General features: G+C 54.8%; 27 protein-coding genes. 7 read left to right on the top strand and 20 right to left on the bottom strand.

Annotated elements, in window-relative coordinates; translation table 11 throughout:
- Nucleotides 1-7: 7 nt before the first annotated feature.
- From IPH75_00775 to IPH75_00720, 12 genes are all read right to left on the bottom strand, one after another.
- Nucleotides 8-1,429, bottom strand: coding sequence for a sigma-54-dependent Fis family transcriptional regulator (locus tag IPH75_00775; GenBank protein ID MBK7140594.1), 1,422 nt, complete (start codon nucleotides 1,427-1,429; stop codon nucleotides 8-10).
- A gap of 15 nt (nucleotides 1,430-1,444) precedes the next feature.
- Nucleotides 1,445-3,637, bottom strand: a complete 2,193-nt coding sequence (gene rnr, locus IPH75_00770) for a ribonuclease R (protein MBK7140593.1) — start codon at nucleotides 3,635-3,637, stop codon at nucleotides 1,445-1,447.
- Between the two features lie 113 nt (nucleotides 3,638-3,750).
- Entirely contained in the window at nucleotides 3,751-5,151 is a 1,401-nt protein-coding gene (locus IPH75_00765) for an ATP-binding cassette domain-containing protein (protein MBK7140592.1), read from the bottom strand.
- 68 nt (nucleotides 5,152-5,219) lie between these two features.
- A complete protein-coding gene (gene gcvPB, locus IPH75_00760; GenBank protein ID MBK7140591.1) occupies nucleotides 5,220-6,689 on the bottom strand; it encodes an aminomethyl-transferring glycine dehydrogenase subunit GcvPB in 1,470 nt (489 codons plus the stop codon).
- A 25-nt stretch (nucleotides 6,690-6,714) separates the two neighbouring features.
- The gene (locus IPH75_00755; GenBank protein MBK7140590.1) at nucleotides 6,715-7,374 is read right to left on the bottom strand and encodes a hypothetical protein; all 660 of its coding nucleotides are present in this window, start codon (nucleotides 7,372-7,374) and stop codon (nucleotides 6,715-6,717) included.
- A 27-nt stretch (nucleotides 7,375-7,401) separates the two neighbouring features.
- Entirely contained in the window at nucleotides 7,402-7,593 is a 192-nt protein-coding gene (locus IPH75_00750) for a hypothetical protein (protein ID MBK7140589.1), read from the bottom strand.
- Nucleotides 7,594-7,618: 25 nt separating this feature from the next.
- Nucleotides 7,619-7,963 (bottom strand): hypothetical protein, encoded by a 345-nt coding sequence (locus IPH75_00745; GenBank protein MBK7140588.1) that lies wholly within the window; start codon nucleotides 7,961-7,963, stop codon nucleotides 7,619-7,621.
- A 33-nt stretch (nucleotides 7,964-7,996) separates the two neighbouring features.
- A complete protein-coding gene (locus IPH75_00740) occupies nucleotides 7,997-8,263 on the bottom strand; it encodes a hypothetical protein (protein ID MBK7140587.1) in 267 nt (88 codons plus the stop codon).
- A gap of 58 nt (nucleotides 8,264-8,321) precedes the next feature.
- Nucleotides 8,322-9,683 carry an aminomethyl-transferring glycine dehydrogenase subunit GcvPA gene (gene gcvPA / locus IPH75_00735; protein ID MBK7140586.1) on the bottom strand — a complete coding sequence of 454 codons (1,362 nt, stop codon included), beginning with the start codon at nucleotides 9,681-9,683 and terminating at the stop codon, nucleotides 8,322-8,324.
- Nucleotides 9,684-9,733: 50 nt separating this feature from the next.
- Nucleotides 9,734-10,117, bottom strand: coding sequence for a glycine cleavage system protein GcvH (gene gcvH / locus IPH75_00730; GenBank protein MBK7140585.1), 384 nt, complete (start codon nucleotides 10,115-10,117; stop codon nucleotides 9,734-9,736).
- A 16-nt stretch (nucleotides 10,118-10,133) separates the two neighbouring features.
- Complete coding sequence (gene accC / locus IPH75_00725; protein ID MBK7140584.1) at nucleotides 10,134-11,618, bottom strand: acetyl-CoA carboxylase biotin carboxylase subunit; 1,485 nt, start codon at nucleotides 11,616-11,618, stop codon at nucleotides 10,134-10,136.
- A 255-nt stretch (nucleotides 11,619-11,873) separates the two neighbouring features.
- The gene (locus IPH75_00720; protein MBK7140583.1) at nucleotides 11,874-12,152 is read right to left on the bottom strand and encodes a hypothetical protein; all 279 of its coding nucleotides are present in this window, start codon (nucleotides 12,150-12,152) and stop codon (nucleotides 11,874-11,876) included.
- A gap of 331 nt (nucleotides 12,153-12,483) precedes the next feature.
- Here IPH75_00720 and IPH75_00715 point away from each other — a divergent pair, with 331 nt between their 5' ends.
- The 4 genes from IPH75_00715 (at nucleotide 12,484) to IPH75_00700 (ending at nucleotide 15,186) form a co-directional block, all read left to right on the top strand.
- Nucleotides 12,484-12,960: a DUF134 domain-containing protein gene (locus tag IPH75_00715; GenBank protein ID MBK7140582.1), complete on the top strand. Its 477-nt coding sequence runs from the start codon at nucleotides 12,484-12,486 to the stop codon at nucleotides 12,958-12,960.
- 31 nt (nucleotides 12,961-12,991) lie between these two features.
- A complete protein-coding gene (locus IPH75_00710) occupies nucleotides 12,992-13,378 on the top strand; it encodes a hypothetical protein (GenBank protein MBK7140581.1) in 387 nt (128 codons plus the stop codon).
- A gap of 37 nt (nucleotides 13,379-13,415) precedes the next feature.
- Nucleotides 13,416-14,150: a ZIP family metal transporter gene (locus IPH75_00705; protein MBK7140580.1), complete on the top strand. Its 735-nt coding sequence runs from the start codon at nucleotides 13,416-13,418 to the stop codon at nucleotides 14,148-14,150.
- 121 nt (nucleotides 14,151-14,271) lie between these two features.
- Nucleotides 14,272-15,186, top strand: coding sequence for a PD40 domain-containing protein (locus IPH75_00700; GenBank protein ID MBK7140579.1), 915 nt, complete (start codon nucleotides 14,272-14,274; stop codon nucleotides 15,184-15,186).
- 73 nt (nucleotides 15,187-15,259) lie between these two features.
- Here IPH75_00700 and IPH75_00695 read toward each other — a convergent pair whose 3' ends face one another.
- The 7 genes from IPH75_00695 to rfaE1 all read right to left on the bottom strand — a co-directional run bounded on the left by IPH75_00695 (nucleotide 15,260) and on the right by rfaE1 (nucleotide 21,175).
- On the bottom strand, nucleotides 15,260-16,411 hold the full coding sequence (locus IPH75_00695; protein ID MBK7140578.1) for a PilT/PilU family type 4a pilus ATPase: 1,152 nt from the start codon (nucleotides 16,409-16,411) through the stop codon (nucleotides 15,260-15,262).
- Nucleotides 16,412-16,432: 21 nt separating this feature from the next.
- Nucleotides 16,433-16,924, bottom strand: coding sequence for an acetyl-CoA carboxylase biotin carboxyl carrier protein (gene accB / locus IPH75_00690; protein MBK7140577.1), 492 nt, complete (start codon nucleotides 16,922-16,924; stop codon nucleotides 16,433-16,435).
- 88 nt (nucleotides 16,925-17,012) lie between these two features.
- Entirely contained in the window at nucleotides 17,013-18,086 is a 1,074-nt protein-coding gene (locus IPH75_00685; GenBank protein MBK7140576.1) for an aminopeptidase P family protein, read from the bottom strand.
- 11 nt (nucleotides 18,087-18,097) lie between these two features.
- Entirely contained in the window at nucleotides 18,098-18,718 is a 621-nt protein-coding gene (locus tag IPH75_00680; protein ID MBK7140575.1) for a hypothetical protein, read from the bottom strand.
- Nucleotides 18,719-18,727: 9 nt separating this feature from the next.
- Entirely contained in the window at nucleotides 18,728-19,204 is a 477-nt protein-coding gene (gene rfaE2, locus IPH75_00675) for a D-glycero-beta-D-manno-heptose 1-phosphate adenylyltransferase (protein MBK7140574.1), read from the bottom strand.
- Between the two features lie 3 nt (nucleotides 19,205-19,207).
- Nucleotides 19,208-20,134, bottom strand: coding sequence for a hypothetical protein (locus IPH75_00670; protein ID MBK7140573.1), 927 nt, complete (start codon nucleotides 20,132-20,134; stop codon nucleotides 19,208-19,210).
- 18 nt (nucleotides 20,135-20,152) lie between these two features.
- Nucleotides 20,153-21,175 (bottom strand): D-glycero-beta-D-manno-heptose-7-phosphate kinase, encoded by a 1,023-nt coding sequence (rfaE1, locus tag IPH75_00665; protein ID MBK7140572.1) that lies wholly within the window; start codon nucleotides 21,173-21,175, stop codon nucleotides 20,153-20,155.
- Nucleotides 21,176-21,301: 126 nt separating this feature from the next.
- On the opposite strand from rfaE1, the gene IPH75_00660 reads away from it, so the two are divergent.
- From IPH75_00660 to IPH75_00650, 3 genes are all read left to right on the top strand, one after another.
- Nucleotides 21,302-21,622, top strand: coding sequence for a DUF3467 domain-containing protein (locus IPH75_00660; protein MBK7140571.1), 321 nt, complete (start codon nucleotides 21,302-21,304; stop codon nucleotides 21,620-21,622).
- A 54-nt stretch (nucleotides 21,623-21,676) separates the two neighbouring features.
- The gene (locus IPH75_00655) at nucleotides 21,677-21,898 is read left to right on the top strand and encodes a hypothetical protein (GenBank protein ID MBK7140570.1); all 222 of its coding nucleotides are present in this window, start codon (nucleotides 21,677-21,679) and stop codon (nucleotides 21,896-21,898) included.
- 125 nt (nucleotides 21,899-22,023) lie between these two features.
- Nucleotides 22,024-24,576, top strand: a complete 2,553-nt coding sequence (locus IPH75_00650; GenBank protein ID MBK7140569.1) for a PAS domain S-box protein — start codon at nucleotides 22,024-22,026, stop codon at nucleotides 24,574-24,576.
- On the opposite strand, the gene IPH75_00645 is transcribed toward IPH75_00650, so the two are convergent.
- Nucleotides 24,495-25,487, bottom strand: a complete 993-nt coding sequence (locus tag IPH75_00645; GenBank protein MBK7140568.1) for a glycosyltransferase family 9 protein — start codon at nucleotides 25,485-25,487, stop codon at nucleotides 24,495-24,497. The two genes, IPH75_00650 and IPH75_00645, sit on opposite strands and share 82 nt — an antisense overlap.
- Between the last annotated feature and the right edge of the window lie 35 nt (nucleotides 25,488-25,522).

Genomic DNA, 25,522 nt, shown 5'->3' with positions numbered 1-25,522 from the left:
CCCCCTATCAGCTCAGGTCATACTTCTTGAGCTTGCGATAGAGTGTTCGTTCCGCGATACCGAGGCGAAGCGCAGTCTCTTTGCGGTTCCCTTCGGTCTCATCCAATGTTTTTTCTATGAGTCGTTTTTCCATTTCATCCATAGTAGCGGCGGGGACCGGACTGACTTGCGTGCCGGTTACCGGTTCGATCTCACTCGGCAAATGGGAAGTGATCAGGTCGCGAAGCATCTTAATCTCAGTGCCAAGCGACAGAATCGCGCGATAGATCAGTTCCTGCCCTGCCTGCTCGACTGTCCGTCCGGTCGAAACGGGAAGATGCGTCGCGCCGGAATTCTGCTCTTCGATGAATCGCTCGACATCCTTGACATCCACCACCCCTGACGGCTTGAGCGCGGCCATGCGAGTAGCGAAATTCCGCAGTTGTCGGATATTCCCCGGCCAGTCGTAGCGCACCAGCAGATCGAGAGCAGCATCGGAATATTCAACCCCGGACTGCGCCCAGAAATGATGCAGCAACGGTTGAATGTCCTGTCTCCGCTCGTAGAGCGGCGGAAGGACTATCTTGACCACACTGATACGGAAATAGAGATCTTCGCGGAACTGCCTCTCCGAGATCGCCTCAGTCAGGTCGCGATTGGTCGCGGCAATGACGCGAACATCGGCCTTGCGCGCCTCCGATGATCCCACCGGATAGTAGGTCCCATCCTCGAGCACGCGAAGCAATTTGACCTGCGTTTCCGGTTTGGTCTCGCCGATCTCATCGAGAAAGATCGTCCCCCCCTGTGCTTTATGAAAAAGTCCTTCGCGCTTGGCGACAGATCCAGTGAAAGCTCCACGTTCGTGGCCGAACAGTTCTGACTCGAGTACTCCCTCGGCCAGAGCGCCGCAGTTTATCGCCACATACGGGCGCTTATTACGCAAAGAGTCTGAGTGGATCGCCCGCGCCACCAGTTCTTTCCCTGAACCGGATGGTCCGACAATCATCACCGGTACCTCGGTCGGGGCGATCTTCTCGATCGTCCGTGCAACCGCCTTCAGTTTCGGAGATCTGCCCACCATCTGGTAACGACGTAGTAATTCTATATCTGCCAGTATCGCGCCGATTCGCTCAGTCAGCCTTTCTTCGCCCAGATCGCGGGAGAGATAACCGTCGAAGAGTCGTTCTTGTTCGTCCGGCCCGAAATGGGTATGCACAACACGCCAGATCTCGGCGATCGGAGAAAACTTGCGGAGTCGAAGAGCCACTGCCGGAGTGAGATCCTGTCGGCTCTCTTCAACCAGCACCAGTTCGATCTGTCGTTCTTTCACTATCTGGTACAGTTCAGAAAGTTCCGTAACCACTTGGCCAAGCGAATCCCACTTGATCGCGGTGGCGATCTGGTGAGTGGGATCGGTCAGAATGACTATGCGTTGGTTTGGCTTCACCATATGTGTGCGCAATGCTCAGCGACGCTTCTTGCGTCCCTTTCGGAAAGCGGGATGGTTTTTAACCCGCGGTTTGGTCGGAGAAAGAACTTCCAGGCCCCGACGGGGTGATTTGAGATCCGGCAGGAAAAGGTCGATCTCAGCCCGCACGGTATTGACCGACATTACCCCCACCCTGACTGAGTCCCCCAACCTGAATGCCTTGTTCTTTCTGCGTCCGACTATGCGGTAGTTCTTCTCGTCATATTGGTAGTAGTCATCATCGATGGCGGACATCCTGACCAACCCCTCAACCCCCATATTCTCGAGGCGGACAAAAAAACCGTATGATGTCACACCGGAGATGACGCCGTTATATTCTTCGCCAAGACGGTTCGCCATGAAAGTCACTTGCTTGACTTTGATCGCCTGACGCTCGGCCGCTTCGGCCGTACGCTCCGTCTCGGAACAATGGCTCCCGACCTGGTCGATCAGCGGCAGGATCTTCTTGGCAAATCCCGGAGTGAATTGCCCCGTGCGATGACGCCTCAACAGGCGGTGGACCATGAGATCCGGATAGCGCCTGATCGGAGAGGTGAAATGCGTGTAATGGCTGAACGCCAATCCGAAATGTCCTATATTCTCCCGCTGGTAGACCGCCTTTTTCATAGAGCGCAAAAGCAGTTCGTTAATGAACTCCTCTTCCGGCTGCTTTTTGATCGAATCGAGAAACCGGGCGATCTGTATTGGTTTCATATTCGGCGAAACCGCAAACTTGTAGTCAAGGCGGGTCATCAACTGAGAAAATGCTTCGAGTTTCTCCAGATCGGGTTTGTCATGCACTCGATAAAGGAATGGTCGCGCTGCACGCATCATTTCGAGGGCCACCGCACGGTTCGCCGCCAGCATGAACTCCTCGACCAATCGGTGCGACTCAAGTCGCACCCGGTGTCCCAGTTCGAGCACTTCCCCCTTCTTGTTCATCACGATCTTGGCTTCGGGAAGATCAAAGTCGAGCGATCCTTCGGCAAAGCGGCGTTTCGTTAGTAACGTGGCAAGCTCCCGAGCGACCAGCAGGTTCTCCATCACCTTATCCAGTTTGCTGTCAGCCATTCCGGTATCAAAGAATTGCTGTACCTCTTCATACGTCAACTTGGCGCGGGACTTGATAACGCTATCCTGGATCGTCCACGAAAGCATCTTCCCTTTATGGTCGAATTGCATGATCGCCGAATGCGCCAGCCTTCGCTTATTTGCGCGCAAGGAACAGGTGTCGGCGGAAAGTGCCTCCGGAAGCATCGGTATCACCATCCCGGGGAGATAAACGGAGTTGCCGCGGCGGAAGGCCTCCATATCTAGTTCGGAACCTTCCTGTACGAAATGGGCAACATCAGCAATATGCACACCCAGCTTGAAGCCCAGGTCATTGCGTTCGACTGACACAGCATCGTCATGATCTTTGGCATCTTCGGGATCGATCGTGTAGACCAGTTCTTTGGTCAGATCGACCCGGTCAGTGGTATCAATATCATCCAGAGCGGCGGCGGCGCGTTCCGCCTCGGCCAGAACCTGTTCGGGAAATTCAGTCGGCAGACCAAACCCGCGTATCACCGTCAGCATATCCACACCCGGTTCACCCGGAAAACCGATCCGCTCGATCAGTTTACCTTCTGGATTCTGGTGCGGGTTGTCCCAGGCGACCAGTTGCGCAACGACCTTTTCCCCCTCCTCAGCATCCATGGTGGCGTCAGGGGGGATGTAGATATCGCGATGGATCCGCGGATTGTCCGGCTGCACATACATCATCGTTTTGGTGCGACGAAATACGCCGACGATATTGCGCGGCGCACGTTCCAGCACTTTGATGACCGATCCGGATTCGCGGCCATTGAATTGGCCGGTCAGTCGGACCATAACTTTGTCGCCATCCAGCGCAGTCCCGATCGCATGCGGCGGGATGAGCAGATCGATCTCTTTCCCTTCGCGAATCAGGAAGCCATTGCCGCTGCGAGTGATCTGTACCGTGCCTACCGCCACATTCAGCTCTTCGGGCAGACCGATACGGCTCCGCTTGAGCATGACCAGTTCGCCCGTTTCCAGCAGCGCTTTCACGGTCTTGCGAAACCTGGCATACTCCTCTTGAGGAATATCCAGCGCGCGAGCCAGCTCCTTCATTTTCAGCGGGCGGTCCGCTTTGGAGGCTATGAATTTGAGAATCGATTTGGAATCCATGGATAGGTAATTATAGAAAGTGTGTGGGCACCTGTCAAGCGGCCGAGCCGACATCTGTCAAAATGGCAGAAGTTGACTCGTGAAGGTTCGCTAACAGATTGTCTTTAATTGATTTACATGCGCCGAAGTGAAACGGAGCGATCACACAGCCCGCGCAACTGCGCATGGTCGTGCGAAATCACGATCTGACCGATTCCGGATTGCTTGAGATGGCGAACCAGTTCGATAAACTTGCCGACCCCGGCTGGATCGAGCCCGCAGGTCGGCTCGTCGAATACAATGAATGGCGGATGCATGGAAAGTATGGTCGCAAAAGCAAGTCTCCGCTTCTCCCCCATCGATAACGTAAACGGATCCCGAAGCAGGAATTCGTGTGGGTTGAGCCCGACCAACTCCATCAACGCGGAGATCTGGCTTTCAGTCAAATGTCGACCGAGATTCTTCGGACCAAACGCGATCTCTTCTCGACAACTTGAAAGAAAAAACTGTCGTTCGGGTTGTTGAAATACGGCGGCAACCCATCCCGGTTTTGTTTGCAGACTCAACAGATGGTTGTCGGCATCAAAGTAGAGAATCTCTCCCTTGCCAGGTTTGAGCGGTCCAGAAAGGAGCAATCCAAGCGTGGTCTTCCCTGAACCGGAGTCGCCCACCAGACCAACGACCTCTCCACGATTCCAGGTAAACGACAACTCGTCTATCACCGGCTGATCCTCGACATACTCAAACGACAGCTCTTTGATCTCTATGGAATGCGGCATTCCCGGTGCAGTCGAGGGAGCAAAACTCTCGGCGGCTCCTTTGGAAGAGGCTGAGTCCGATGCCAGTATCCCTGCCTTAAGACAAAATGCTTCGTTGGCGAAGATCTTCGCAGGCAAATGGTCGGCCGCCAGTTTCCCCTCGGCAAAGACCATCAAGCGGGGATACGTTGCGGCGATATCGGGGTATTGTGTGATCCTGATCTCAATCAGATCCGGTTGCTCCGCGTGTAACCGCTTTAGTTCTGCCTCGAGAATCTCTTTGCCCGAGACATCCAGAAAAGAGTCCGGCTCATCGAGGATCAAAATACGTGGATCGGCGATCATCACCGAGGCCAGCGCCACGCGCTGCTTTTCCCCACCGGATAGCTCATGGGTCAGTCGGGTGCGAAGATGCTCTATCCCGAAACGTCGAAGGACCGCGATCACTCGTTTTTCCATTTCCGACATTGGAACAGCCAGATTCTCCAACGCGAAGGCTATCTCGTTTTCGACCACGGACGACACCATCTGATTGTCCGGATTCTGAAAGAGAATGCCGATACGCGAGATTTGCGGGAGCGATTGCGGAATATCAATCTGAAGAGTGCCTTTAGTTGGTTCGGCAAGCCCGGCTATAATCCTGGCGAGGGTTGACTTGCCGGAGCCATTCGCCCCCATCACTGCGACACGCTCACCCGAACCAATAGACAGTGAGACATCGTCAAGCGCGAGCTTGCCGGAGGGATAGCTGAATGTCAGATGTTCTGTTCTCAGCATAACTATCAAAAAGCCGATGCCCTAATTAGGAGCATCGGCTTCATTTCGCAAGAGAATTGTCCCGTCACTCAACCCTGAAAGTTAACATCCAAAGTCCGGGCGGCATATGATTCATCCAGTCGACGGACCGGCGTCGTGGTCGGCGCCGAAGTCACGATCTCCGGATTGGTCTCCGCCTCGCGCGCGATCTGCGCCATCACTTCGGCGAACCGGTCAAGCGTCTCTTTGCTTTCCGACTCGGTCGGCTCAATCATCATCGCCTCGGGGACGATCAGCGGAAAGTAATTGGTCGGCGCGTGCATGCCAAAATCGAGTATCCGCTTGGAGATATCCGAGGTTTTCACCCCAAGCTTCTTCTGGCGATTTCCGGAGATCACGAACTCGTGCATGCAATGAGTTTCATGCGGAAGATCGTAATCCTTCTTCACCAGATTCTTCAGGTAATTGGCGTTGATCACGGCATTTTCGGAGGCCGCGCGAAGACCCTCGCCGCCGTTCGCCTTGATATAGGCATAGGCGCGAACGATATTCGCGAAGTTTCCAAAGAACGAGTGCAAACGACCGATGGAATGCGGACGGTCATAATTAAAGAACAACTTCCGCTGATGTGGCTCACGTTCGAGCACCGGCAGCGGGAGATATTTCTCCAGATCAGCGCGCACACCAACCGCACCGGCACCCGGCCCGCCGCCGCCATGCGGCGTCGAAAAGGTCTTGTGCAGATTGAAGTGCATGATATCAAACCCGGTATCCGCCGGACGGAATATACCCATCACCGCGTTCAGGTTGGCGCCATCCATATACATCAGGCCGCCACCAGCATGGACGATATCGGCGATCTCTTTCACATTCCGCTCAAACAGACCGAGCGTATTCGGATTGGTCATCATCACCCCGGCGACTTCGTCAGACATAACTGCTTTGATCGCGTCAGGCGAGATGATCCCCTGTTCGTTGGATTTCACTTCGATCGTCGAGAACCCAACCGCGGCTACCGAGGCAGGATTGGTGCCATGGGCGGAATCAGGAATGATCACTTTCGTCCGGTGACTGCCGCGCTCCATGTGGTATGCGCGCATGATCAACAGCCCGGCGAACTCACCCTGCGCTCCGGCAACCGGCTGCAACGACATACCGGCAAAACCGGAAACCTCACAGAGGAACTGCTGAAGCTCCCACATCAGTTGCAGAATTCCAGGGGCGCTGGAACAGGGAGCCAGCGGGTGATGCTCCTGGAAATCCGAGAACGAGGCCGCCTTGTCATTCAACTTGGGATTGTACTTCATCGTACAGGACCCAAGCGGATAGAATCCTTTGTCGATATGGTGGTTTTTCACCGACAAACCGACAAAATGGCGCATCACTTCGTTTTCGCTGATCTCCGGTAAACGGGCATCTTCTGCGCGGCGGAATTTCGCCGGGATCGAAGCCAGAATATCGGACTCCGTCTTGCTCAGTTCCGGAAGCGTGTAACCGATCCGGCCGGGACGGGATTTCTCATAAATAAGATTCGACTCACTCACAGTTCGTTCTCTCATTTCGGACAGTCAGCTGTCCGTTCGCTTAGTTTCCGCTCGGAGGTGGCGGAGTTTTCAGTTTGTCGATCTGCTTTTTGGCATACTCGACATCTTCGGATTTCGGATAGGTTGCAATAAACCGCTCGAATGCGCCGATCGCCCCGGCGGTATCTGCTTTTTGGCGAAGAATGATCGCCTGCCAGATCGTGGCTCCTTCGGAGAATACATTTCCGCCAAAGTCCTTCTCGATCTGCACATACGACGCAAACGCGTCATCCAGTTTTTTGGCTCTGCGTTGCAGGTCAGCCAGCGCCATGCGGCTTTCGCCGGACAGCGAATCGGTCGGTGCCCCAGCGGCGATCACTTTGCCGAACCACTCTGTAGCCTGGTCTGATCCGCCGTTGTATTTGTACTTGTCGGCGATCTGATAGTACAGGCTCCGGTCGACACTGTCCTTCGCCTTGTTCAGCAGGTCATCCAGAGTGCCGATGCCCGCCTTGTAATCCTGAATCATCTTCAAATATTCATCGGGTGGTGCAAAGCCAACTATCCGGTCGACTTCCTTGCCATCCGGTCCCAGCATCACTGCGGTCGGGAATCCCGAGACGAAGTACTTTCGTGCGACGGTGGTATCCACATCGCCGTTGATCTTTGCAAGGATCATTTCATTGGTGAAGTAATCGATAACTTTTGGTTCTACGAACACGACCGTGTCCAATCTCTTACACCACGTTCACCAATCGGCGTAAAAGTCAACCAGCAGATGTTTGTTTTCTTTGGAAGCCTTGGCCAGCGCTTCATCCATGCTGGTCAGATACGGGGCATGCGGCTTGCTCGCGGCCGTCGGGGCGACCTCGTCGGCCATCACCGATCCGGCAAACATCGCCAACATTGCGACGAGGAGCGTCAGGAACATTTTCTTCATACCACTCACTCCACCTGATTAAGATTTAGTCATCCTCGAACGGGATGAATTCATCCCCGAGAATGCCTTCCACTACTATTTCAGCTTCATCCCGGAATTCCCGCGGAACCATGATAACCGTGATCTCATTGGAGATATCCGCCAGATCCGAATCCGGCGTCGACTGCCCGGAGAGAAAGCGCGAAGACAACAACACCGAGGGGACATTGTTGGAGTCGAGCGCCGACTTGGCGGCCTGGGCGCGGTCATTCTCTTTCACGCCGCAAACCTCGACCCAGCTATCATCCGGTGCGACAGCCGCACGGATGCTCGAGGGTCTGGTATCCACCAGGGCCAGTTGGCAATCAGGACAGACAGTAATGCCACTCATAAATTCATACTCACATCGCGGACAAAACAACGCTCATTCCTTTCGGTGCCACTTGTCGCCGAGCGTCATTTCCAGAAGCTCGGTCGCTTCATCCACACAACCGGTCGGAACGCGCACTTCAAAAAGTGCCTGTTTCCCCGAGTAAAAGGCCGTCAGCGTCAGACCGATCTGGCCAAAGTACCCGGAGCGGGAGACGATCACCGCCGGGATATCGTATGTCGCCAGCGTTTCGCGGGCGAAATCCGCCGACAGCGTATCTTCGATCTCGCCGATCATCGTCCATGTATCATCGTCAGCCACCTTCGGCATATCTTTGCCGCAGATGGGGCATGCGGAGGTTTCCGCCTGCCATTCGGCCTTACATACGGGACAAAACGCCACTGGCCGAAAACTCCTTGAGTCCTGCGACCAGCCGTCCGATCTCCAGATCGCTTCTCTTCTCAGTCGTCGCGATCACCAGACAATCATCCAGACCAGGATACCAGCGTCCGGCATCCACGCCGGCCAGCAAGCCACGCTCCAGCAACGCCTGGATAACATCCTGAGCCGGTCGCGGCGTTTTGACCGCAAACTCGCGCACGAATGGTCCATTGAAATACGGCTGGAAACCGTCGATTGCGAATATCTGCTTGGCGGCATCATGAGCACGCTCCGCCGACAACAACGCGACTTTCTTCAAGCCGGTTTTGCCGAGCAGGCTGATATAGACCGAAGCTGCCGTAGCGCACAGCGCCTGATTGGTGCAAATATTCGAGGTTGCCTTTTCGCGACGGATATGCTGTTCGCGGGTCTGCAGTGTCAGCACAAACCCGGGCTTTCCATCCAGGTCCTTGGTTCGCGCCACGATACGTCCCGGCATAAACCGGACCATATCTTTCTTGACTGCAAACGCCCCAAGAAGCGGACCACCATACGAGACCGGGATGCCCAGCGGTTGTCCCTCGGCGATCGCGATATCCGCATTGTATTCGCCCGGCGTCTTGAGCAACGCCTGTGCGACCAGATCAACATGCATGATCAGCTTGCCGCCAACCGCATGGATCGCTTTTTCGATCGGCTCGATCTCCTCAAGCATCCCAAAGAAGTTCGGCTGTCCGATCAGCACACAGGCAACCTTATCATCGATCTTAGCGGTCAACTGATTAAGATCAGTCACGCCCTGCTTCATCGGAATCGTAATGATCTCAACATCCCGACCCTGCACGTAGGTTTTGATCACCTCACGGTAGAGCGGGTTGACCGACTCAGCAATGATCACTTTGTTGCGCTTGGTGACGGCAGTTGATATGATCACCGCTTCGGCCGCCGCCGAGGCGCCGTCGTACATCGATGCATTGGCGACATCCATGCCCAGCAGACGACAGACATGGGTCTGGAACTCGTAGATAACCTGCAATGTCCCCTGCGCCACTTCCGGCTGATACGGCGTATAGGCCGTCATAAATTCCGGACGGGAGATGATCGTCCCGACTGCCGCAGGGATAAAATGATCATATACTCCGCCACCCGCAAAACAGACCAGACCTTCGCGGTCACGGCTGGACATCTCCTGAATCTCTTTGAGCAGTTCCAGCTCGGAGAGGCGCGGGATGTCGAGGGGGCGGTTATGCCGAAGGTTCGCCGGGATCGCGTCAAGCAGCTCTTCGAACGACTTTACGCCGATCACATCGAGCATCTTGCGACGATCATCGTCGGTATTCGGTATATACGGATTTTGCATAGTACAGCTTTCTTGCCTTAGCCCGCGGACGCATAGTCCGCTGTTCCCTTTTAGTGTTCGCTCAATAACTGCTTATAACCGTTGGCATCGAGCAATTGTGCCAGTTCGGCGGGTTTGCTGACCTCAACTTTGAGCATCCAGCCGTCACCGTACGGATCACGATTGATGATCATCGGGTCGCCGTCGAGCGACGAGTTGATCTCCTTCACGGTGCCGCTGACGGGCGAGAACATTTCCGAAACCGCCTTGACGGCCTCGATCGTTCCGCATTTCCCCATCTGTGCGACGGACGAACCGATCTCGGGGAGCTCGACAAAAACGATATCGCCAAGTTCACCCTGGGCAAAATCGGTAATTCCGATAGTTGCCACATTGCCGTCAACTCGCACCCACTCGTGCTCTTTGGTATATTTGAGTTCTGCCAGGACCTTCACCGAAAACCTCCGGAGTTTATTCTTTCGTTTCTTCGGCACCGACGGTGACGTTTTCAGGCATCGTCGTGTCGGTTTTTGCGATTGGGACGTCGACCGAGATCGACTCTCCCGACCGCCTTAAAGTGACCAACTTTTTTTTTGAGGGTACACTCCCTTTTTCCCGTTTGAACTGGGTCTCGAGGAACGAAGTGGAGTAGGTGCCGGCGACGAAATCGGGATGTTCCAGTATCTCCTTGTGAATGGAGATCGTTGTCGGCACGCCTTCGACGATGAATTCATCGAGGCTATGACGCATCTTGGCGATCGCTTCGCGGCGCGTCCGCGCCCGCACGATCAGCTTTGCGATCATCGAATCATAATATGGCGGTATGACATATCCGGCGTAGACCGCCTTGTCAACCCGTACGCCGGGACCGCCCGGGATATGAATCGCCTCGATCCGACCAGGCGTCGGGCGGAAATCTTTGTCCGGATCTTCGGCATTGATGCGGCACTCGATCGAATGCCATTTCGGCGTCAGCTCCGCCTGATTGTAGATGATCTTCTCACCAAGTGCTACCTTGATCTGATTCTGCAGCAGATCGACCTCGTACGCCTCTTCGGTGATCGGGTGCTCCACCTGGATGCGGGTGTTCATTTCCATGAAATAGAAATTCGCATGGTCATCAACGAGGAACTCCATCGTTCCGACACCGATATAGTCGACCATCTTCGCCCCCTTGATCGCCGCATCACCCATACGGAGGCGAAGCTCCGGGGTCATCAGCGGTGACGGGGTCTCTTCGATCAGCTTTTGGTGGCGGCGCTGAATCGAGCAGTCGCGCTCACCAAAATGGTAGTAATTCCCATGCTGGTCGGCCAGCAACTGGATCTCGACGTGATGCGGATTGATGATCACTTTCTCGAGATAGAGATCGGGATTGGAGAATGCCTTGGCTGCTTCGGTAGAGGCAATATGGAAATTCCTCTCCAGCTCCATATCATCTTTGCAGATACGCATCCCTTTGCCGCCGCCGCCGGCGACTGCCTTCAGGATGACCGGATAACCGATCTTCTCGGCGACCTCGCGTGCCTCTTCGAATCCGGAAATAACGCCGTCGGATCCGGGAATCACCGGCACGCCTGCTTTGCGCATGACGTTTTTCGCCATCGCCTTGTCACCCATCTGTCGGATGGAATTCGGACGTGGTCCGATAAAGGTCAGGCCGCACGATTCGCAGATCTCGGCAAAATCAGCGTTTTCGGCCAGGAAACCGTACCCGGGATGAATCGCCCCGGCATTGGTCACCTCGGCAGCGGCAATGATCCGCTTGAAATCCAGATAAGATTGACTGGCGGAGGCAGGGCCGATACAGACATCTTCATCGGCGAAGCGGACATGGACCGCATCACGATCGGCCTCGGAGTAGACCGCCACGGTGGTAAGCCCCAATTCGCGACAAGCACGAATAACGCGCAGCGCGATTTCCCCTCGGTTGGCAATAAGCACCTTATTGAACAAATGTAACCCTTCCCACAGAGTTTTTCCCCTTATACAGCAAGGGGATTAGCTACAATCGGTAATGATAACAGCTTTTCCGGAAAAGGGCAACGGCTAAAGGACACCTGCCCTGACCAGTGACAAGCCGTTGCTCAACAAAGAGTTGAATAGAGCCTTTTGCTGGTCAAAGGTGGACGTATCGGGTACCTGCTCATGACCAAAACTATGCAGAACTTTCGACTTGGAATGACGCGAAACGACAGATCGCTTTCCTTCTTAGATTCCCGAGTGTTCGTCGTGGCTCAAGGGCGGTTCTTCTGCAAGGCGAAGTGTGGTCAGATCACGACTCTCAACGCGAAAAACACCGGTGGCAGTGGCGCAGTCAGTACCGCCAGTTGAGAGCGACCCCTCCAGCCAAACCATCCCTCCTCGGCGTTTCTCTATCGACGCGGCCACCACGATCAAACTACCGGGTGCTACTGCACGGCGGTATCGTATGTCAAGCCGCACAGTCACCGGATCGTTAAACCCCTCGTCATGCAGCGCATGAACCATGGCGGCGTCCAAAATGGTACCTAAAATCCCCCCGTGTACCCTGTCATCATAACTCCGAAATCGGTCCCCCGGCCGACAGAGCCCAATACTCCGGCGCCCCTCACGCCGAAAGTTCAGGTGCAGACCATCGCTGTTGTCAGCACCACAGGCGAAGCAATGGGCGTGGAAGGTGTTACGAGCTGGCCTTGGCATATTTGTATCCTCCTGGTCCTTACGTCGGACAATCTGCCATAAACAGAGACTTATTCGTCGATGGAGCCAAAAAACAATCACTTTCCTCTTGACATATTATGGGCATATGCTCATTATATGTCAAGAGGAGTTTGATAATATGCCGCGTCCGAAAAGATGTCGTTTTGTCACGAGCACACCGGGGATAACCTATTTCAAGCCGCGTGGAGTGCCGTTGCGTACTCTCGAGGTTGTTGAGGTCTCACTGGATGAGTTTGAAGCCATTCGTCTGGCTGACCTGGAAGCATGCTACCATGAAGAAGCCGCTGACAAAATGGGGGTCTCTCGCCAGACATTTGGACGAATCATCGAATCGGGACGCAAGAAGATCGCTGATGCCTTGATCAACGGTAAAGCACTCTCAATTACAGGAGGACACATAGAGATGGCAACCGGGAGAACCTTTGTCTGCGCGGATTGCGCGCATTCGTGGGAGGAACCGTACGGTACGGGAAGGCCACAGGCCTGTCCCGCTTGCAAAAGCAGTAATGTTTCCCGAGCCGACGGCAGATGTCACGGCGGTGGTCGCGGAAACGGTATGGGGAGAGGGCGTAGGCACATGGGAAAGACATCGTAGATACAATCGAGGGGAGATGGAGACTAAGACTATGAAGATAGCTGTAGCACTGGACACAGATTCGAGTGTAAGCCGTCACTTCGGGAGAACGTCTCACTATCTGATCGCCACTGCCGAGACTGGCGCGATCACCGATAGAGACATGAGGAATGCCACTCGACTGCACGGCCTGACAGATCGATCAGAGGATCATCAGCACTCACACGTCCACAGCCATGACGACATGATCAGAGAGTTGGCCGACTGCACAGCTCTCATCTGCGGAGGTATCGGACCACGAGCCGTCGCAGATCTGGGTGCCAAGGGATTACGCGTCTATCTGACCGATCAGGTAGACCCGGAATTGGCGCTTAAACAAATGCTCGACGGGCATTTGGACCAAGCTTCGCCTGACCAAAGCTGCAAATGTAACCACTGATGGTGTTGCGTTACCTCAGATGCGTGGAGGATGACCAGTGACGCTCCTGGTCATCCTCACGCTCACACTTCTGGGAAGCGCCCTGTCGGTCGGCGCTGCATCCCTCTTCCTGCTTGTACCTGATCGCCTTCGAGTCAAGGCGATTCCGGCCCTCATTTGCTTTGCTACGGGCACTCTGTTGGGTGCGGCCACTCTTGGGCTGTTACCTCGCGCGCTCTCACAAGCCGCCCCCTTGCCTGTTATGGCAATGTTTCTCGCAGGCCTGCTGACTTTCTTTATAGTCGAGAAGGCTGTCATCTGGCGCCATTGTCACAATCAGGACTGCACCGTTCATTCTCGCGCTGCCTCACTCATCCTGATTGGCGACGCCACACACAATTTCATGGATGGTATCGCGATCGCGACAGCCACCGTTATCTCTCTGCCGCTCGGTGTTTCAACTGCCCTGGCGGTCACGGCACACGAGGTTCCACAAGAGGTCGGCGATTTCGGTATTCTCCTTGCCGGTGGGCTCGATCGACGACGAGCCTTCAAACTGAATCTTCTCTCAAGCCTGGCATCCGTTCCCGGAGCACTCATTGCTTTCTACTTCGCGCAAGTCCTGGCAGGCGTGATTCCCTATGTCATGGCCTTCTCTGCTGCCAGCTTCATCTATATAGCTGTTGCCGATCTTATCCCGGCCTCTCATTCGTCGCTTGCCCTGAAAAGCAGCAGCCTGCAGGTTCTCCTGACGCTGGTCGGGGTTGCGGTCATTTACCTTCTTATCCACTAGCACAGATTTCCGATCGATTGGAACTGCCTGAGGGAACTCCGATCCCTCCCTGTCGTTAAATATGTAAGCACTTACATAATAATTGACGACCCGGTTGGCATGAGACCAGGAGGATCAACTCATGAAGGTAAAACTCACCCATCTTCTGACGCAGTTCGCGATCATTGGCATGTCTGTGGCCGGCCCCTCTGCTCAGACAGATGACGCCATAAACCAATTGACGGAAAAAGAGATCCTCCGCGTCCAGGGGGTGGAAAACGCCTACGCCCGATGGTCCGCTGATGGTCGCACTATCCTCTTCCAATCCAACCGTGCCGGCCACTGGCAGCTTTTTGTCATGAACGCCGATGGCTCCAACCAGCGTTGCATCACGCCGGACAGCACCAACAGCAATTTCCCGGATTGGTCGACCGAACATCAACTGATCGCGTTTGTGTCGGACCGGAACGGCAACGAGGAAATATATGTGATGCGTCTGGATGGAAGTGGGGTGAAACGTCTGACCAATGATGCGGGGCGGGATATCCACCCCTACCTCTCCCCTGATGGCCGCACGATCCTCTTCAATTCGAATCGGGATAATCCCAACAGCTTTGATATCTACCAGATCGGAGTCGACGGTACCGAACTTCGCCGACTGACCGAGACTGCCGATGTTGAGACCTGTGCGCGATTTTCCCCCGACGGTGCCACTATACTCTTCCTGAATGGCGATATGGCGGCAATGAATGATGAAGTGTACATCATGAAACCGGATGGATCTGCCCGCCAAAATCTGACCAAAAGTCCGGCGGCTGAAGGCTGGCCGACCTGGTCTGCGAATGGCCGACAGATCATCTTTTCGTCGGACCGAAATGGCCGATTCTCACTTTTCTCTATGAATGCAGATGGGTCACATCCCGTGCAAATATCGTCACCGCCGACACCACATATTGACGCCCGGGCATCGGTGACACAGGACGGCAAACAGATCGTTTTCAACCGGCAAAAGGGGGACGGCACGATATCAATCTTGTCTGCACCTCTCCCAGACTAACCGGCATCCTGAGACAAAGAAAAAGACCCCGTGAAATCACGGGGTCTTAGATCATCGAATGAGAATCAGAAGATCAGAACTTGGTGAAGCCCTTGGGGGCATCTTTTTTTGGCTTGGGCGCCACTGAATCCGGGTTGTCTTCCCAGCGATCCGCCGCGCCGGTAATACCGCGCAACCGAAGGTCGAAATCGTCCGGGTTAGACGCCTGGTTCATCGCTTCATCAAATGAGATCATTCCCTGTTTGTACAGTTTCATGATCGCCTGATCAAAGGTCTGCATACCATACTGCGTCTGCCCCCCCGCCATCAGTTCTGGGATGTCAATTGTCTTTTCCGGCGACATAATACACTCGCGAATAGCGGCCGAGCAAACCATGATCTCAAGCGCCGGCACACGGCCAGGAATATCTGAGCGAGCCAACAGACGCTGGCAAACAATCGCCTTCAGCGTTCCCGCCAGGAGCAGTCTGATCTGCTGGTGCTGGTGCGGTGGGAAAAACGAGACGATACGAGTGATCGTTTCGACCACGTTCAAAGTATGGAGCGTGGTCAGGACCAGGTGACCGGTATCAGCCGCGGTCAACGCGATCGACATGGTCTCCAGGTCGCGAACCTCACCGATCAGGATCACATCGGGGTCCTGACGGAAGGCATGACGGAGTGCCGAGGCAAACGTCTCTGTATCGCCGCCGACCTCGCGCTGAGAAATGATCGCCTTTTTGTCGCGATAGATATACTCGATCGGGTCTTCGACTGTCAGGATGTTGCAGGACCGCTGTGCGTTCATCTCTTCGATCACCGCCGCCAGTGTGGTCGATTTACCGGAACCGGTGGTTCCCGTAATGATGACCAGACCACGACGTTCCATCGCCAATTTCCGGATGACCGGCGGCAGATTGAGATCTTCGAACGACGGTACACTGGTGTTTACCGCACGAATGGCGATACCAGTGGTCCCGCGCTGACGGAACAGGTTAATACGGAAACGTCCCAGCTTGGCGACTGAGAGCGCAAGGTCCATCTCATTCTTGCGATGGAAGCGTTCGAGCTGTTTTTCGTTGAGGATCTGAGAAACGATCTGATCCATGGAATCGATCGTCACCGGTTCGGTGGCGATCGGTTCAAGATCACTGTTGACCCGCAAATGGGGGCGGACACCCACCCGGACGTGCAAGTCCGATGCCCGCCGGTTGAGCATTTCAACCAGCATCTGTTTGAGTGTCATGCGGTCTCCCTTTCGAGTTGCTTAGCCGTTGGGATCGATCAGGAAGAGTACCTGTCCGAATTCAACCGGTTTGCCATTCTCAGCAAGCACTTTCGTGACGCGCCCGGTCACTTCGGATTCGATCTCATTCATCAGCTTCATAGCTTCAACAATGCAGACCACCTGACCAACGGTTATGCGCTCATTGAGCGAGACGTACGGAGGAGAATCAGGCGATGGTGCGGAATAGAATGTACCCACCATCGGAGATTTTATCGCCACCAGGTGCGACGGATCTTCGGCCGGCGCTGCCGCCTGTGGCGCTACCGCGGCCGGAGACGGCGCGGCCACCATGACCGGGGCCGAGTGCGGCATGACTGCCTGAATCACCGGAGCAGACTCGCTATGACCGTTGGTGCGGCCTTGCAGCTTGTGAGTAATCCGTATCTTGCGGCCCCAACTTGAGACCTCAAGTGACTCTATCTCCGATTCTTCGACAAGTCGTATCAGTTTCTTAATGTAGTTCTCGTTCATCCGTCATCCTTTTCAGTGGAACCCTGCAATGAACATGGGCTTACGGCCAAAGACCGGACCTGCCCAGAAAAAGTATACCCGGCCTGTTTTAGAGTTCCAACAATTTTTTTTCGGCCCGGTTGATGACCTGCCCGCCGCTGGCGGTGACCACCACATCATCTTCTATACGTACTCCACCCCAACCAGAAATGTAAATTCCTGGCTCAACCGTCACCACATTGTTGGGCAACAGCTTATCCTTGGAGAGCTGTGACAGCCGCGGCCCCATATGAATGAATATCCCTATGCCATGTCCGGTTCCGTGGCCAAAGTTCTTCCCATACCCCGCCTTGGTGATGATCTGCCGGCAAGCGTCATCGACTGCCTTGCAGGCCACGCCGGCCCGAATCTTCCTGCAACCGGCAACCTGCGCTTTAAGCACCAGGTTGTAGATCTTCTTCTGTCGTTCGCTCGCTTTGCCAACAACTACCGTTCGAGTTATATCACAAACCGAACCGTTGACGGTTGCTCCGAAATCAAATGTTACAAAATCTCCCTTTTCGACTTTCTTGGAGGAAGCAACACCGTGGGGCATCGCCGATCGATACCCGGATGCAACTATCGTCTCAAATGCGGGCGCCTCTGAGCCAAGCATCAACATCTGGTATTCCAGTTCAGCGGCCAGTTCCTTTTCGGTAGTGCCGGGCTTGACGATATTGATGATCCGCTCGAAAGCCACATCCGCGATAGCCGCCGCCCGTTTGATATTTCCGATCTCTTCTGCATCCTTAACCCACCCGAGATCCGCCAGGACGGCGTCGGCATTGACCAGCAGCGCATGCGGCAGATGTTTCTCCATCCGGTCGCGCATCGAAACTGAAACAAACTCGCCACTAAAACCGACTCGCAGATTTTTCGCCTGCAACGCCGGTTGGTCCTTGATTGTGGAGAATGAGTCGCCGCTGCAGATGGTCACGGTCGCACCCCGCACCTGCGCCTTCGCCTGATCGTTGTAACGGAAGTCCGTTACAAAGTCCGCTCCTTTGGGAGTCAGCACCAACACACCGCTGCTTCCACTGAAGCCGGTCAGGTATCGTACCTGCGGCATATTGGTGACAATCAGCGCGTCGAGATTCTCGGCCGCCAGTTTCTTGCGAATCAATTCGATCCGTTTGTTCGGCATAGATCCAATTCCTATGGTTTGGCTCTGGCTTTGTCTTCAGCTCGGGCCAGTTTTTCCAGAAAACGTGGATGGCGACTCCGCTCGTGCAACACTTTGTAGACGGTAGCCGCCAATCGCGGGTATCCCTGTGCCAGGTAGAGATCACCCATCGTTTCAGTATAAAATGGAATCGTCCGCAACGGGAGTGAATCGTGCGGCGGATTCTCTTCAGGACGAGTCAGCGTGATCGTGTGCGTCCGTTCAACCGCTTTCGGCGCCACCGGACAGCAAAGCCCGTGACACTCCGGATCAAGTTCCAGAACTCGCTCATAATGCGAGTACGCCGTAAATTGGTCGTGCGCGTGATCGGCAATGTCTCCAAGCAGTTTCAGCGCCTGGAGATTGTCCGGATCGAGCGTGAGTACCGCATATCCTTGTTCGAGCGCCTGCTCGTACTGTCCAACTTCCACCAACGCTTTGGCGTACAGCACTCGTCCGGAGATCATGCGGGGGTCATCCACGAGCCGTTCACGGCAAAGCTGAACGACATCCGCAAACTTCCCCTGCGCAAAACTTTCGGCGGCCCAGGCAGGCCAATATCCCTGGCGCGACAGTCGCGATTGCCTCGATTCCGTAACCGTCTCAGTGGACATATTGCAACATCACTTAATAGACTTCTTCCAGCGAGTCAGGATCGAACTGGTGGAACGGCCTGCGGTCAATCGCACGCGGCGCACTGCGCCTCCGTACGACTTGACAAAAGTGGCTCCCACGATCTCAGACTCTTTGTAATCCGCGCCTTTGACCAGCGTCTGTGGACGTACCTGCCGGATCAGCTGATCCGGCGTATCTTCGGAGAAGAGCACAACATAATCGACGGACCTCAGCGCGAGCAAAATAACTGCTCGATCTCGCTCTCTTTGCACCGGCCGGGATGGCCCTTTCAGCCGTCGGACAGACGCATCTGAGTTTAGGCCCACCACCAGACAATCGCCATACGACTTTGCCCGCTGAAGATATTCGACGTGTCCGCGGTGCAAAATGTCAAATACTCCATTGGTGAAAACGATCCGTTTACCGGAGCGGCGGAGCCGTTCCGTCACCGCGGCTATCCTGGTGCGGGGTATCAGTCTCTCCATTGATCACCGCTTGGTGTAAGTAAACTGCTTTTCGCTGGTCTCGACTAAACGGGAAAAGACTGTTCGCCCCGGTTCATCGTACTGCCGAAGGATGATCTCCCGCTCGGTCTTCTCGGAGGTGATCAAAAGTGTTTCGACATCAAAGATCACCTCAGAGGTCATCCGGTAGTCAGACATCGGTTCCGACAGAATGGTCACCGCGGAATCAGGCATCTGGAAAATTTCAGCCATTCGCTTGGGAGACCGGTTCGTCGCTTTGGCCAGTCGAAGCGGATCAGTATCTATGTAGGTCATCAGCCTTCCGTACAATCGCTCCTGAAATCTGAGCGTATCCAGCAGAAAGCTGAACTCGAACGACAATAACTCGGCGTCATCCGGCAATTTGAGATCTTCGGTTGCATGGGTCACCGAGCCGACGACAAAAGGCCGACCGACCAGCCGGGCCATCCAGATATTCCATTCGTCAACTTCTTTGGTGGCCATCAGGTCAGGGCTCAGGATCTCTTTGAGTTGATTGGATGCTGCGGTATCGGGCAAGGCCTTAATGCGATCCTGTAACTTCTGAAAGCCATCAGTACTGACCGCACCACCGACCGAATCGATCTGCATGCTGATTTTCAGACCGGTCATGATTTGTCGCAGAACAGCATCAGAAAACAGCGAATCGCGTTTCATACCGCATTGCGTCAGCGTGCTGTTCAACCGCCATCCGGAGCCTGATTTTTCCAGCAAGCAGGTCGCGCTTTTGAATGTGCTATCCGTGCCAAGTCGCGCATCTCCCAGATACTGGGTCCGTGCACTGACCGAATTGACTGTGAATTCAACTCGATCCGGCGGATCAAACGTCAGCACTTTCGGTGCGGCCCAGACGGAGGAAGCCATAAGGGCGACAAAAACAAACAGACTAACCCGAGAGATCGCAGTGTGCATAATGATCTTTGCGAGTGGTTACTCTTTGGCCAGCGGCGAGAGAACATTGCCGTTCTTGAGGTTCCGGTCGAGTTCTTTCTGCAACTGGTGTTTGGTGATGGTGGCAGTACCCAGTTCGCCGACAGCATATCCGGCCGCGGCATTCGAAATGATCGCCGCTTCGGTCAGAGTGGCTCCGGCACAGATCGCGGCCACATAGGTCGCAATAACCGTGTCACCGGCGCCGGTTACATCGTAAACCTGGCGGGCGAATGTCGGAATATGGGTTGGCGGACTATCGTTCGAGAACAGCGACATCCCCTGCGGGCCGCGCGTGATCAGCAGCGCCTTGGCCTGCAATTTCTCCAGCAGACCATTTCCAACTTCGAGCAGATCCTTTTCCGAGTGGATCCGCCGACCGTACGCAAAACCCGCTTCGTGGTGGTTTGGTGTGATCATGGAAACACGGCGATAATTGAAGAAGTGGGTCTCTTTCGGGTCGACCGCGATAAAGATATCACGCTGGACGCAGATCTCGATCACCTGCTCCAACAAGGTTCGCGTGATGACCCCTTTGCCATAGTCGGAAATGATCACGGCATCGATCCCGTCAGCGACCGACTGGAAGCGCTTGAGTACCCTGGCTTCAGTCTCATCATCCAGTTCGTGCTGTGATTCTCTGTCGGCGCGAACGACCTGCTGCGAATGGGCGATGATGCGAGTTTTAATCGTCGTTTGACGGGAATCATCGTTGACCAGAAAATCGCGGGAAATCTGTTTTTCGCGCAGAAGTTGGGCAAGTTTCACCGAGGCTTCATCCTCACCCACGGTTCCAACCAGGATCGGCTCATCTCCCAATGATCGGATATTGTGCGCTACGTTGGCCGCGCCGCCGAGGAGGATCTTGGTCGACTCGATCTGCACCACCGGTACTGGAGCTTCCGGGGAGATTCGGGTGACGCTCCCAAAGAGGTATTCGTCAAGCATGATATCGCCGAGAATGAGAACTCGGGAGCTTCCCATTTTCGCCAGGATCTGTTCAACTCTGTCGGCCTTGATCATCGGTACCTACTTATACGTTGTCCGCGGTCAGCAATCCCAAGACTGCTATTGACATATCGGGGGAATATATTACACTGGCAACCACCTGACAAGAGCAGATATCGGGAACCGGCAATCGGAGGATATATGGAACCACAACCGCGCCAACAGATTAACATCGAATTAGGGGAAAAGGAAGCAGAGGGCGTCTACGCCAACATGGCGATGATCACCCATTCCCCCACTGAGATCGTTATCGACTTTGCCCGTATCATGCCTGGTGCGCCGAAAGCCCGTGTTTTGTCTCGTATCATCATGACCCCGATGCACGCCAAGTTGCTGGAGCGCGCACTCTCTGACAATATCAGGAAATTCGAGGGTCAGTATGGCGAGATCAAAATCCATGGCGCGCCTAACTCCGGCAAGCCGATCGGCTTTGCCTCATCTGATGATCCCGGCGAGAAATAGCCTCGCTCCGTTTTTTGCTTGCCGATGCTCGGGGCGGCTGATTGATTCTCCCGCATGAGCTTGGCTAAAACAACCGCCACCTGTCCGTTCTGCAAAGAGGTTATCCACCCCCAGGCAGTGAAATGCAAACACTGCCAGTCTGAACTGGTATCCGCCAAGAAACAGAAAAAGTCCTTTTTCGCCCAATACAATACCTTTCGCCATGGTTTCCTCGGAGGCGTGATCTTCGCAGTAGTCATGGCAATCCTCCTCTATTTCCAGTTCTTCCGCGACTGACCCTATTGTCGCCGTACCTAATCGTTATTCCATTATTGCCGATATATAGCGGTACACTTCGCTTATTTGCCGCTCTCGCAATGCAGGTCGATACCCGAGTGTAATTCAGGGGGGAGTTTTCGATTATGGTGCCGCAAATATCCAATTCTCGCTCTCGCTCAAAACGAGCCGACCTGTTTGATCGGCTCGCTATCTTGCTTGGCCCCATCCTGACAGTAGCTTCCGCCTCAACTGCTCTCTATGCCTGGTTCAGATCGGATATCGCCACTGCCAAGATCCTCGCAGTTGTGACGGGAGTCCTCCTGATCGCAGACTTATTCATGCTCTTCCGTTACCTGGCCAACATCAAGGCTTTGCGCAATCAACAATTGCGGGCCAGCCGCGACCTTGCCTCCTCTGAAAACGGTCTACGTGATCTGATCGAGAGTATCGATCTGCCTGCTCTGGTCCTCGAACCCAACGGCAACATCCTGCAGTGCAATCAGAGCATTGCGTCGCTCACCGGCTATGCACTGTCTGAGCTTGTCGGCAAAAATTGGTTTGGTCTATTTGGACCGGAGAGTCATCCTCGCAGGGCCTGGCATCGACTGAATCTACCGGACCAATCTGCTATCCGGCAGAGCGAGTCGAACCTCGCGGACAAGAGCGGCACCATACGTACGATCCACTGGAATTACTCCTACGACTCGAATCCTGATGGAACGATCCGGACTATTACCTGTCTTGGTACAGATCTGACCGAACACCGACAGACGAGTCATCATCTCGCACGGTTATCCAAGGCGATCGAGCAGAGTTCTCTGAGTGTGGTGATTACTGACCCGCAGGGAAACATCGAGTGGATCAGCCCCGCCTTCACCCGCATTAGCGGATATACGCTGGAAGAAGCCAAGGGACAAAACCCGCGATTGCTCAAATCCGGTCTGCTTTCTCCCCGCGTTTATTCCGAACTCTGGCTGACGATCCTCTCCGGTAAGACCTGGCGCGGCGAATTGCTCAATCGCAACAAATATGGCACTCTCTACTGGGAAGCTGTCACGATCACCCCGGTGACCGATCCATCAGGTCAGATCACTGATTTTATCGGGGTCAAGCAGGATATCACCGAACGGATAGCCGCCGACCAGGAAATGAAGAAATTATCAGCCGCGATCTTCCAATCGATCAATGCGATCGCGGTTCTGGATCCCCAGGGACGGGTGGAATATGCCAATCCGCGCTTCTGTGAGGCGACCGGTCGCTCTATGACCGAATTGATCGGTCTGTCCGTGGAAGAACTTCTTTCCATCGAGGATAGCCCGGCCTCGTTCAAAGCGGTTGTTGATACGATTCAGCGCCAGAAGATATGGCGCGCCAATTTCCCCATGTATCCGCAAACGGGCGGCGAGCAGATCTGGGTCCGTTGCAGCATTTCGCCGATCCATCACGAAGAACGACTGCTCAGCTACCTGCTGGTGGGAGAAGACATTTCGCATGAAATGGAGACGATCAGCAAACTGTCGGAATCTGAAAAGATGGCGGCGGTCGGAGTGCTGGCGGCGGGTGTCTCTCATGAATTCAAAAATCTCCTCGGCGGGATAATCGGCAATGCATCGTTTGCCCTGGAAGAACTCGAGGCCGGTGCCCCGCGCAGTGTCGAACTGGCGAGAGAGACACTGGGCCAGGTGATCGAGATATCTGAGCGCGCCAACCAGGTGGCAATGTCTCTGCTGACCTACTCCAAGGTGAAAACCGCAGATTTCTCCCAGCAGGACCTGCACAAACTGATCAGGAACACCGCAAGTCTGGTAGAAAACGAGCTGAAAAGCCGTGAGATCGAACTAGTCACTTACTTTGACGAGATCCCGCCGGTTGAGATGGATGCCGGCAAGATCCAGCAATTGATCCTCAATCTGCTGATCAACGCCGAGCAAGCGATCGTTGGGTCCGGCGTGATCACGATAGCCGCTATTCTCGATTCCCCCTGGGTCCATGTCCGGGTCGGCGACACCGGCTGCGGAATCCCCCGGGAAAACCTCAATCGGATTTTCGATCCATTCTTTTCGACCAAGGGTGTCTGGGGAAAAGACTCGGTGGCGGGGACTGGCATGGGGCTCGCGATCTGCCGCAACGTCGCGCGCGAACACCATGGCGACATCACCGTCGATTCCAAAGTCGGGGTCGGCTCGACCTTCACTCTCACCTTGCCTCTGGAACGTCACAACAAAACGGATCAGTCATCGGAGATCAAACTCCCAAGCGACCGCAAAGTGATCCTCTTCACGCTCGACAAGACTATCTTTGGGAACTACTTCACCGAGGCATGCGAACGCGGGATCACCCTGATCGCAGTCGATTCCATCAACCGCGTTGACCGTGAACTCGCCTCGCAAACCAGCCTGTTGGTCTGCGACGCCCGCTTCACCGGCAAGGTCGAGCTCTTCAAAATGATCGAGATCTGCCGACTGTCCGGCATCCCGTATGTGATGATAAATTGCGGAGAGTTGGAGTATCAGCTTTCGCCGTTGTATGATCACGCGCGACACAATTTTGCGGATATCCCGGATTTTGCCGGTCTGATGGACTTTGTATCGAAGTCGAGTACGGCAAATTCAGGTCAGGATGGACGCTCTCCGAGCAACCGGATGATCTCTCCCTCGACCATGTCGACTGAGATATCCAGCATACACCGCATGTAAGCATCGCCTTTGAGCGAACACTTATTCTTCACACAACTGATGCATTCGAGTTCAGCCAGATAGACGAGTTTCTTTCGCTTGCCGATCGGCGAGGTTTCTTTGGGATCATCTGCACCCGAAAGGACAACAAACGGAATCCCGACTGCGGCGGCCAGATGAGCGGGGCCGGAGTCATTGCCGATAAAAACTTTCGCTCCGGCCATGATCGCGGCGGTCTCCCGGAGCGTGGTTTTCCCTGCGAGATTGATCGCTCCGGCGGCCGCATCCTGTACGATCGTCTCACCGGCACGCTGGTCGGCCTCTCCTCCCACCAGCATGGTCTGCAGGTTGTGGAATTTCCTGAGCCGCTTCACCAACTCAGTATACTTCTCCAGTCCCCACCGGCGAGACTCAGCAACCGATTGAAAAGCGATCACCGCATAGGGGGTCCCTGCCTCTACCCCGCGAGCAGCGAGGAGCTCGAGCGCCTGGTGTGCGTCTTCCTCGGTCAGGAATATTTTCGGTTCGACATACTCGATATCCGTCTGTGTCGCACGACGGAGCAGATCGAAATAAGTGACTGAGCGATGCTGGTTGTTCATGGGCGCCGGAAGCGGCAGCGGGCGCGTCAGCAACAGACGCCGGCCGTCGGCGATATAGCCGATCCGTTCCTTCACCCCACCCAACTTGAAAGAGGCAGCCGCGCCAAACGAAGGCGGCAAAATGTAGCCAATATCGAAACTATGCGGTGAAAGCAGATCCTTGATCTTCATCACCGCGATCATCCCGTGCACATGGGCAGTCGGAATACGTATGATCTGATCGAGATTGGGATTTCCCTCGAACAGCGCAGCCAACCCTTCCGGCACGAGCAAGGTTACTGTCGCGCCGGGATAGACTTCGCGCGTTTCGTTGATCATGGGCATTGCCATGACACAATCCCCCAGATGATTGGGGGCTCGGATTA

The organism is bacterium, from assembly GCA_016708025.1.
GTDB lineage: Bacteria > Zixibacteria > MSB-5A5 > GN15 > FEB-12 > FEB-12.
This window is presented reverse-complemented; position numbering and strand designations above follow the sequence as displayed.

What these genes read in the sequence shown, in the direction of transcription:
- IPH75_00775 (MBK7140594.1), bottom strand. Translation starts at nt 1,429, where the DNA reads ATGGTGAAGCCAAACCAACGCATAGTCATTCTGACCGATCCCACTCAC.
- rnr (MBK7140593.1), bottom strand. Translation starts at nt 3,637, where the DNA reads ATGGATTCCAAATCGATTCTCAAATTCATAGCCTCCAAAGCGGACCGC.
- IPH75_00765 (MBK7140592.1), bottom strand. Translation starts at nt 5,151, where the DNA reads ATGCTGAGAACAGAACATCTGACATTCAGCTATCCCTCCGGCAAGCTC.
- gcvPB (MBK7140591.1), bottom strand. Translation starts at nt 6,689, where the DNA reads ATGAGAGAACGAACTGTGAGTGAGTCGAATCTTATTTATGAGAAATCC.
- IPH75_00750 (MBK7140589.1), bottom strand. Translation starts at nt 7,593, where the DNA reads ATGAAGAAAATGTTCCTGACGCTCCTCGTCGCAATGTTGGCGATGTTT.
- IPH75_00745 (MBK7140588.1), bottom strand. Translation starts at nt 7,963, where the DNA reads ATGAGTGGCATTACTGTCTGTCCTGATTGCCAACTGGCCCTGGTGGAT.
- gcvPA (MBK7140586.1), bottom strand. Translation starts at nt 9,683, where the DNA reads ATGCAAAATCCGTATATACCGAATACCGACGATGATCGTCGCAAGATG.
- IPH75_00720 (MBK7140583.1), bottom strand. Translation starts at nt 12,152, where the DNA reads ATGGTTCATGCGCTGCATGACGAGGGGTTTAACGATCCGGTGACTGTG.
- IPH75_00715 (MBK7140582.1), top strand. Translation starts at nt 12,484, where the DNA reads ATGCCGCGTCCGAAAAGATGTCGTTTTGTCACGAGCACACCGGGGATA.
- IPH75_00710 (MBK7140581.1), top strand. Translation starts at nt 12,992, where the DNA reads ATGAAGATAGCTGTAGCACTGGACACAGATTCGAGTGTAAGCCGTCAC.
- IPH75_00700 (MBK7140579.1), top strand. Translation starts at nt 14,272, where the DNA reads ATGAAGGTAAAACTCACCCATCTTCTGACGCAGTTCGCGATCATTGGC.
- IPH75_00695 (MBK7140578.1), bottom strand. Translation starts at nt 16,411, where the DNA reads ATGACACTCAAACAGATGCTGGTTGAAATGCTCAACCGGCGGGCATCG.
- accB (MBK7140577.1), bottom strand. Translation starts at nt 16,924, where the DNA reads ATGAACGAGAACTACATTAAGAAACTGATACGACTTGTCGAAGAATCG.
- IPH75_00685 (MBK7140576.1), bottom strand. Translation starts at nt 18,086, where the DNA reads ATGCCGAACAAACGGATCGAATTGATTCGCAAGAAACTGGCGGCCGAG.
- IPH75_00680 (MBK7140575.1), bottom strand. Translation starts at nt 18,718, where the DNA reads ATGTCCACTGAGACGGTTACGGAATCGAGGCAATCGCGACTGTCGCGC.
- rfaE2 (MBK7140574.1), bottom strand. Translation starts at nt 19,204, where the DNA reads ATGGAGAGACTGATACCCCGCACCAGGATAGCCGCGGTGACGGAACGG.
- IPH75_00670 (MBK7140573.1), bottom strand. Translation starts at nt 20,134, where the DNA reads ATGCACACTGCGATCTCTCGGGTTAGTCTGTTTGTTTTTGTCGCCCTT.
- rfaE1 (MBK7140572.1), bottom strand. Translation starts at nt 21,175, where the DNA reads ATGATCAAGGCCGACAGAGTTGAACAGATCCTGGCGAAAATGGGAAGC.
- IPH75_00660 (MBK7140571.1), top strand. Translation starts at nt 21,302, where the DNA reads ATGGAACCACAACCGCGCCAACAGATTAACATCGAATTAGGGGAAAAG.
- IPH75_00655 (MBK7140570.1), top strand. Translation starts at nt 21,677, where the DNA reads ATGAGCTTGGCTAAAACAACCGCCACCTGTCCGTTCTGCAAAGAGGTT.
- IPH75_00650 (MBK7140569.1), top strand. Translation starts at nt 22,024, where the DNA reads ATGGTGCCGCAAATATCCAATTCTCGCTCTCGCTCAAAACGAGCCGAC.
- IPH75_00645 (MBK7140568.1), bottom strand. Translation starts at nt 25,487, where the DNA reads ATGGCAATGCCCATGATCAACGAAACGCGCGAAGTCTATCCCGGCGCG.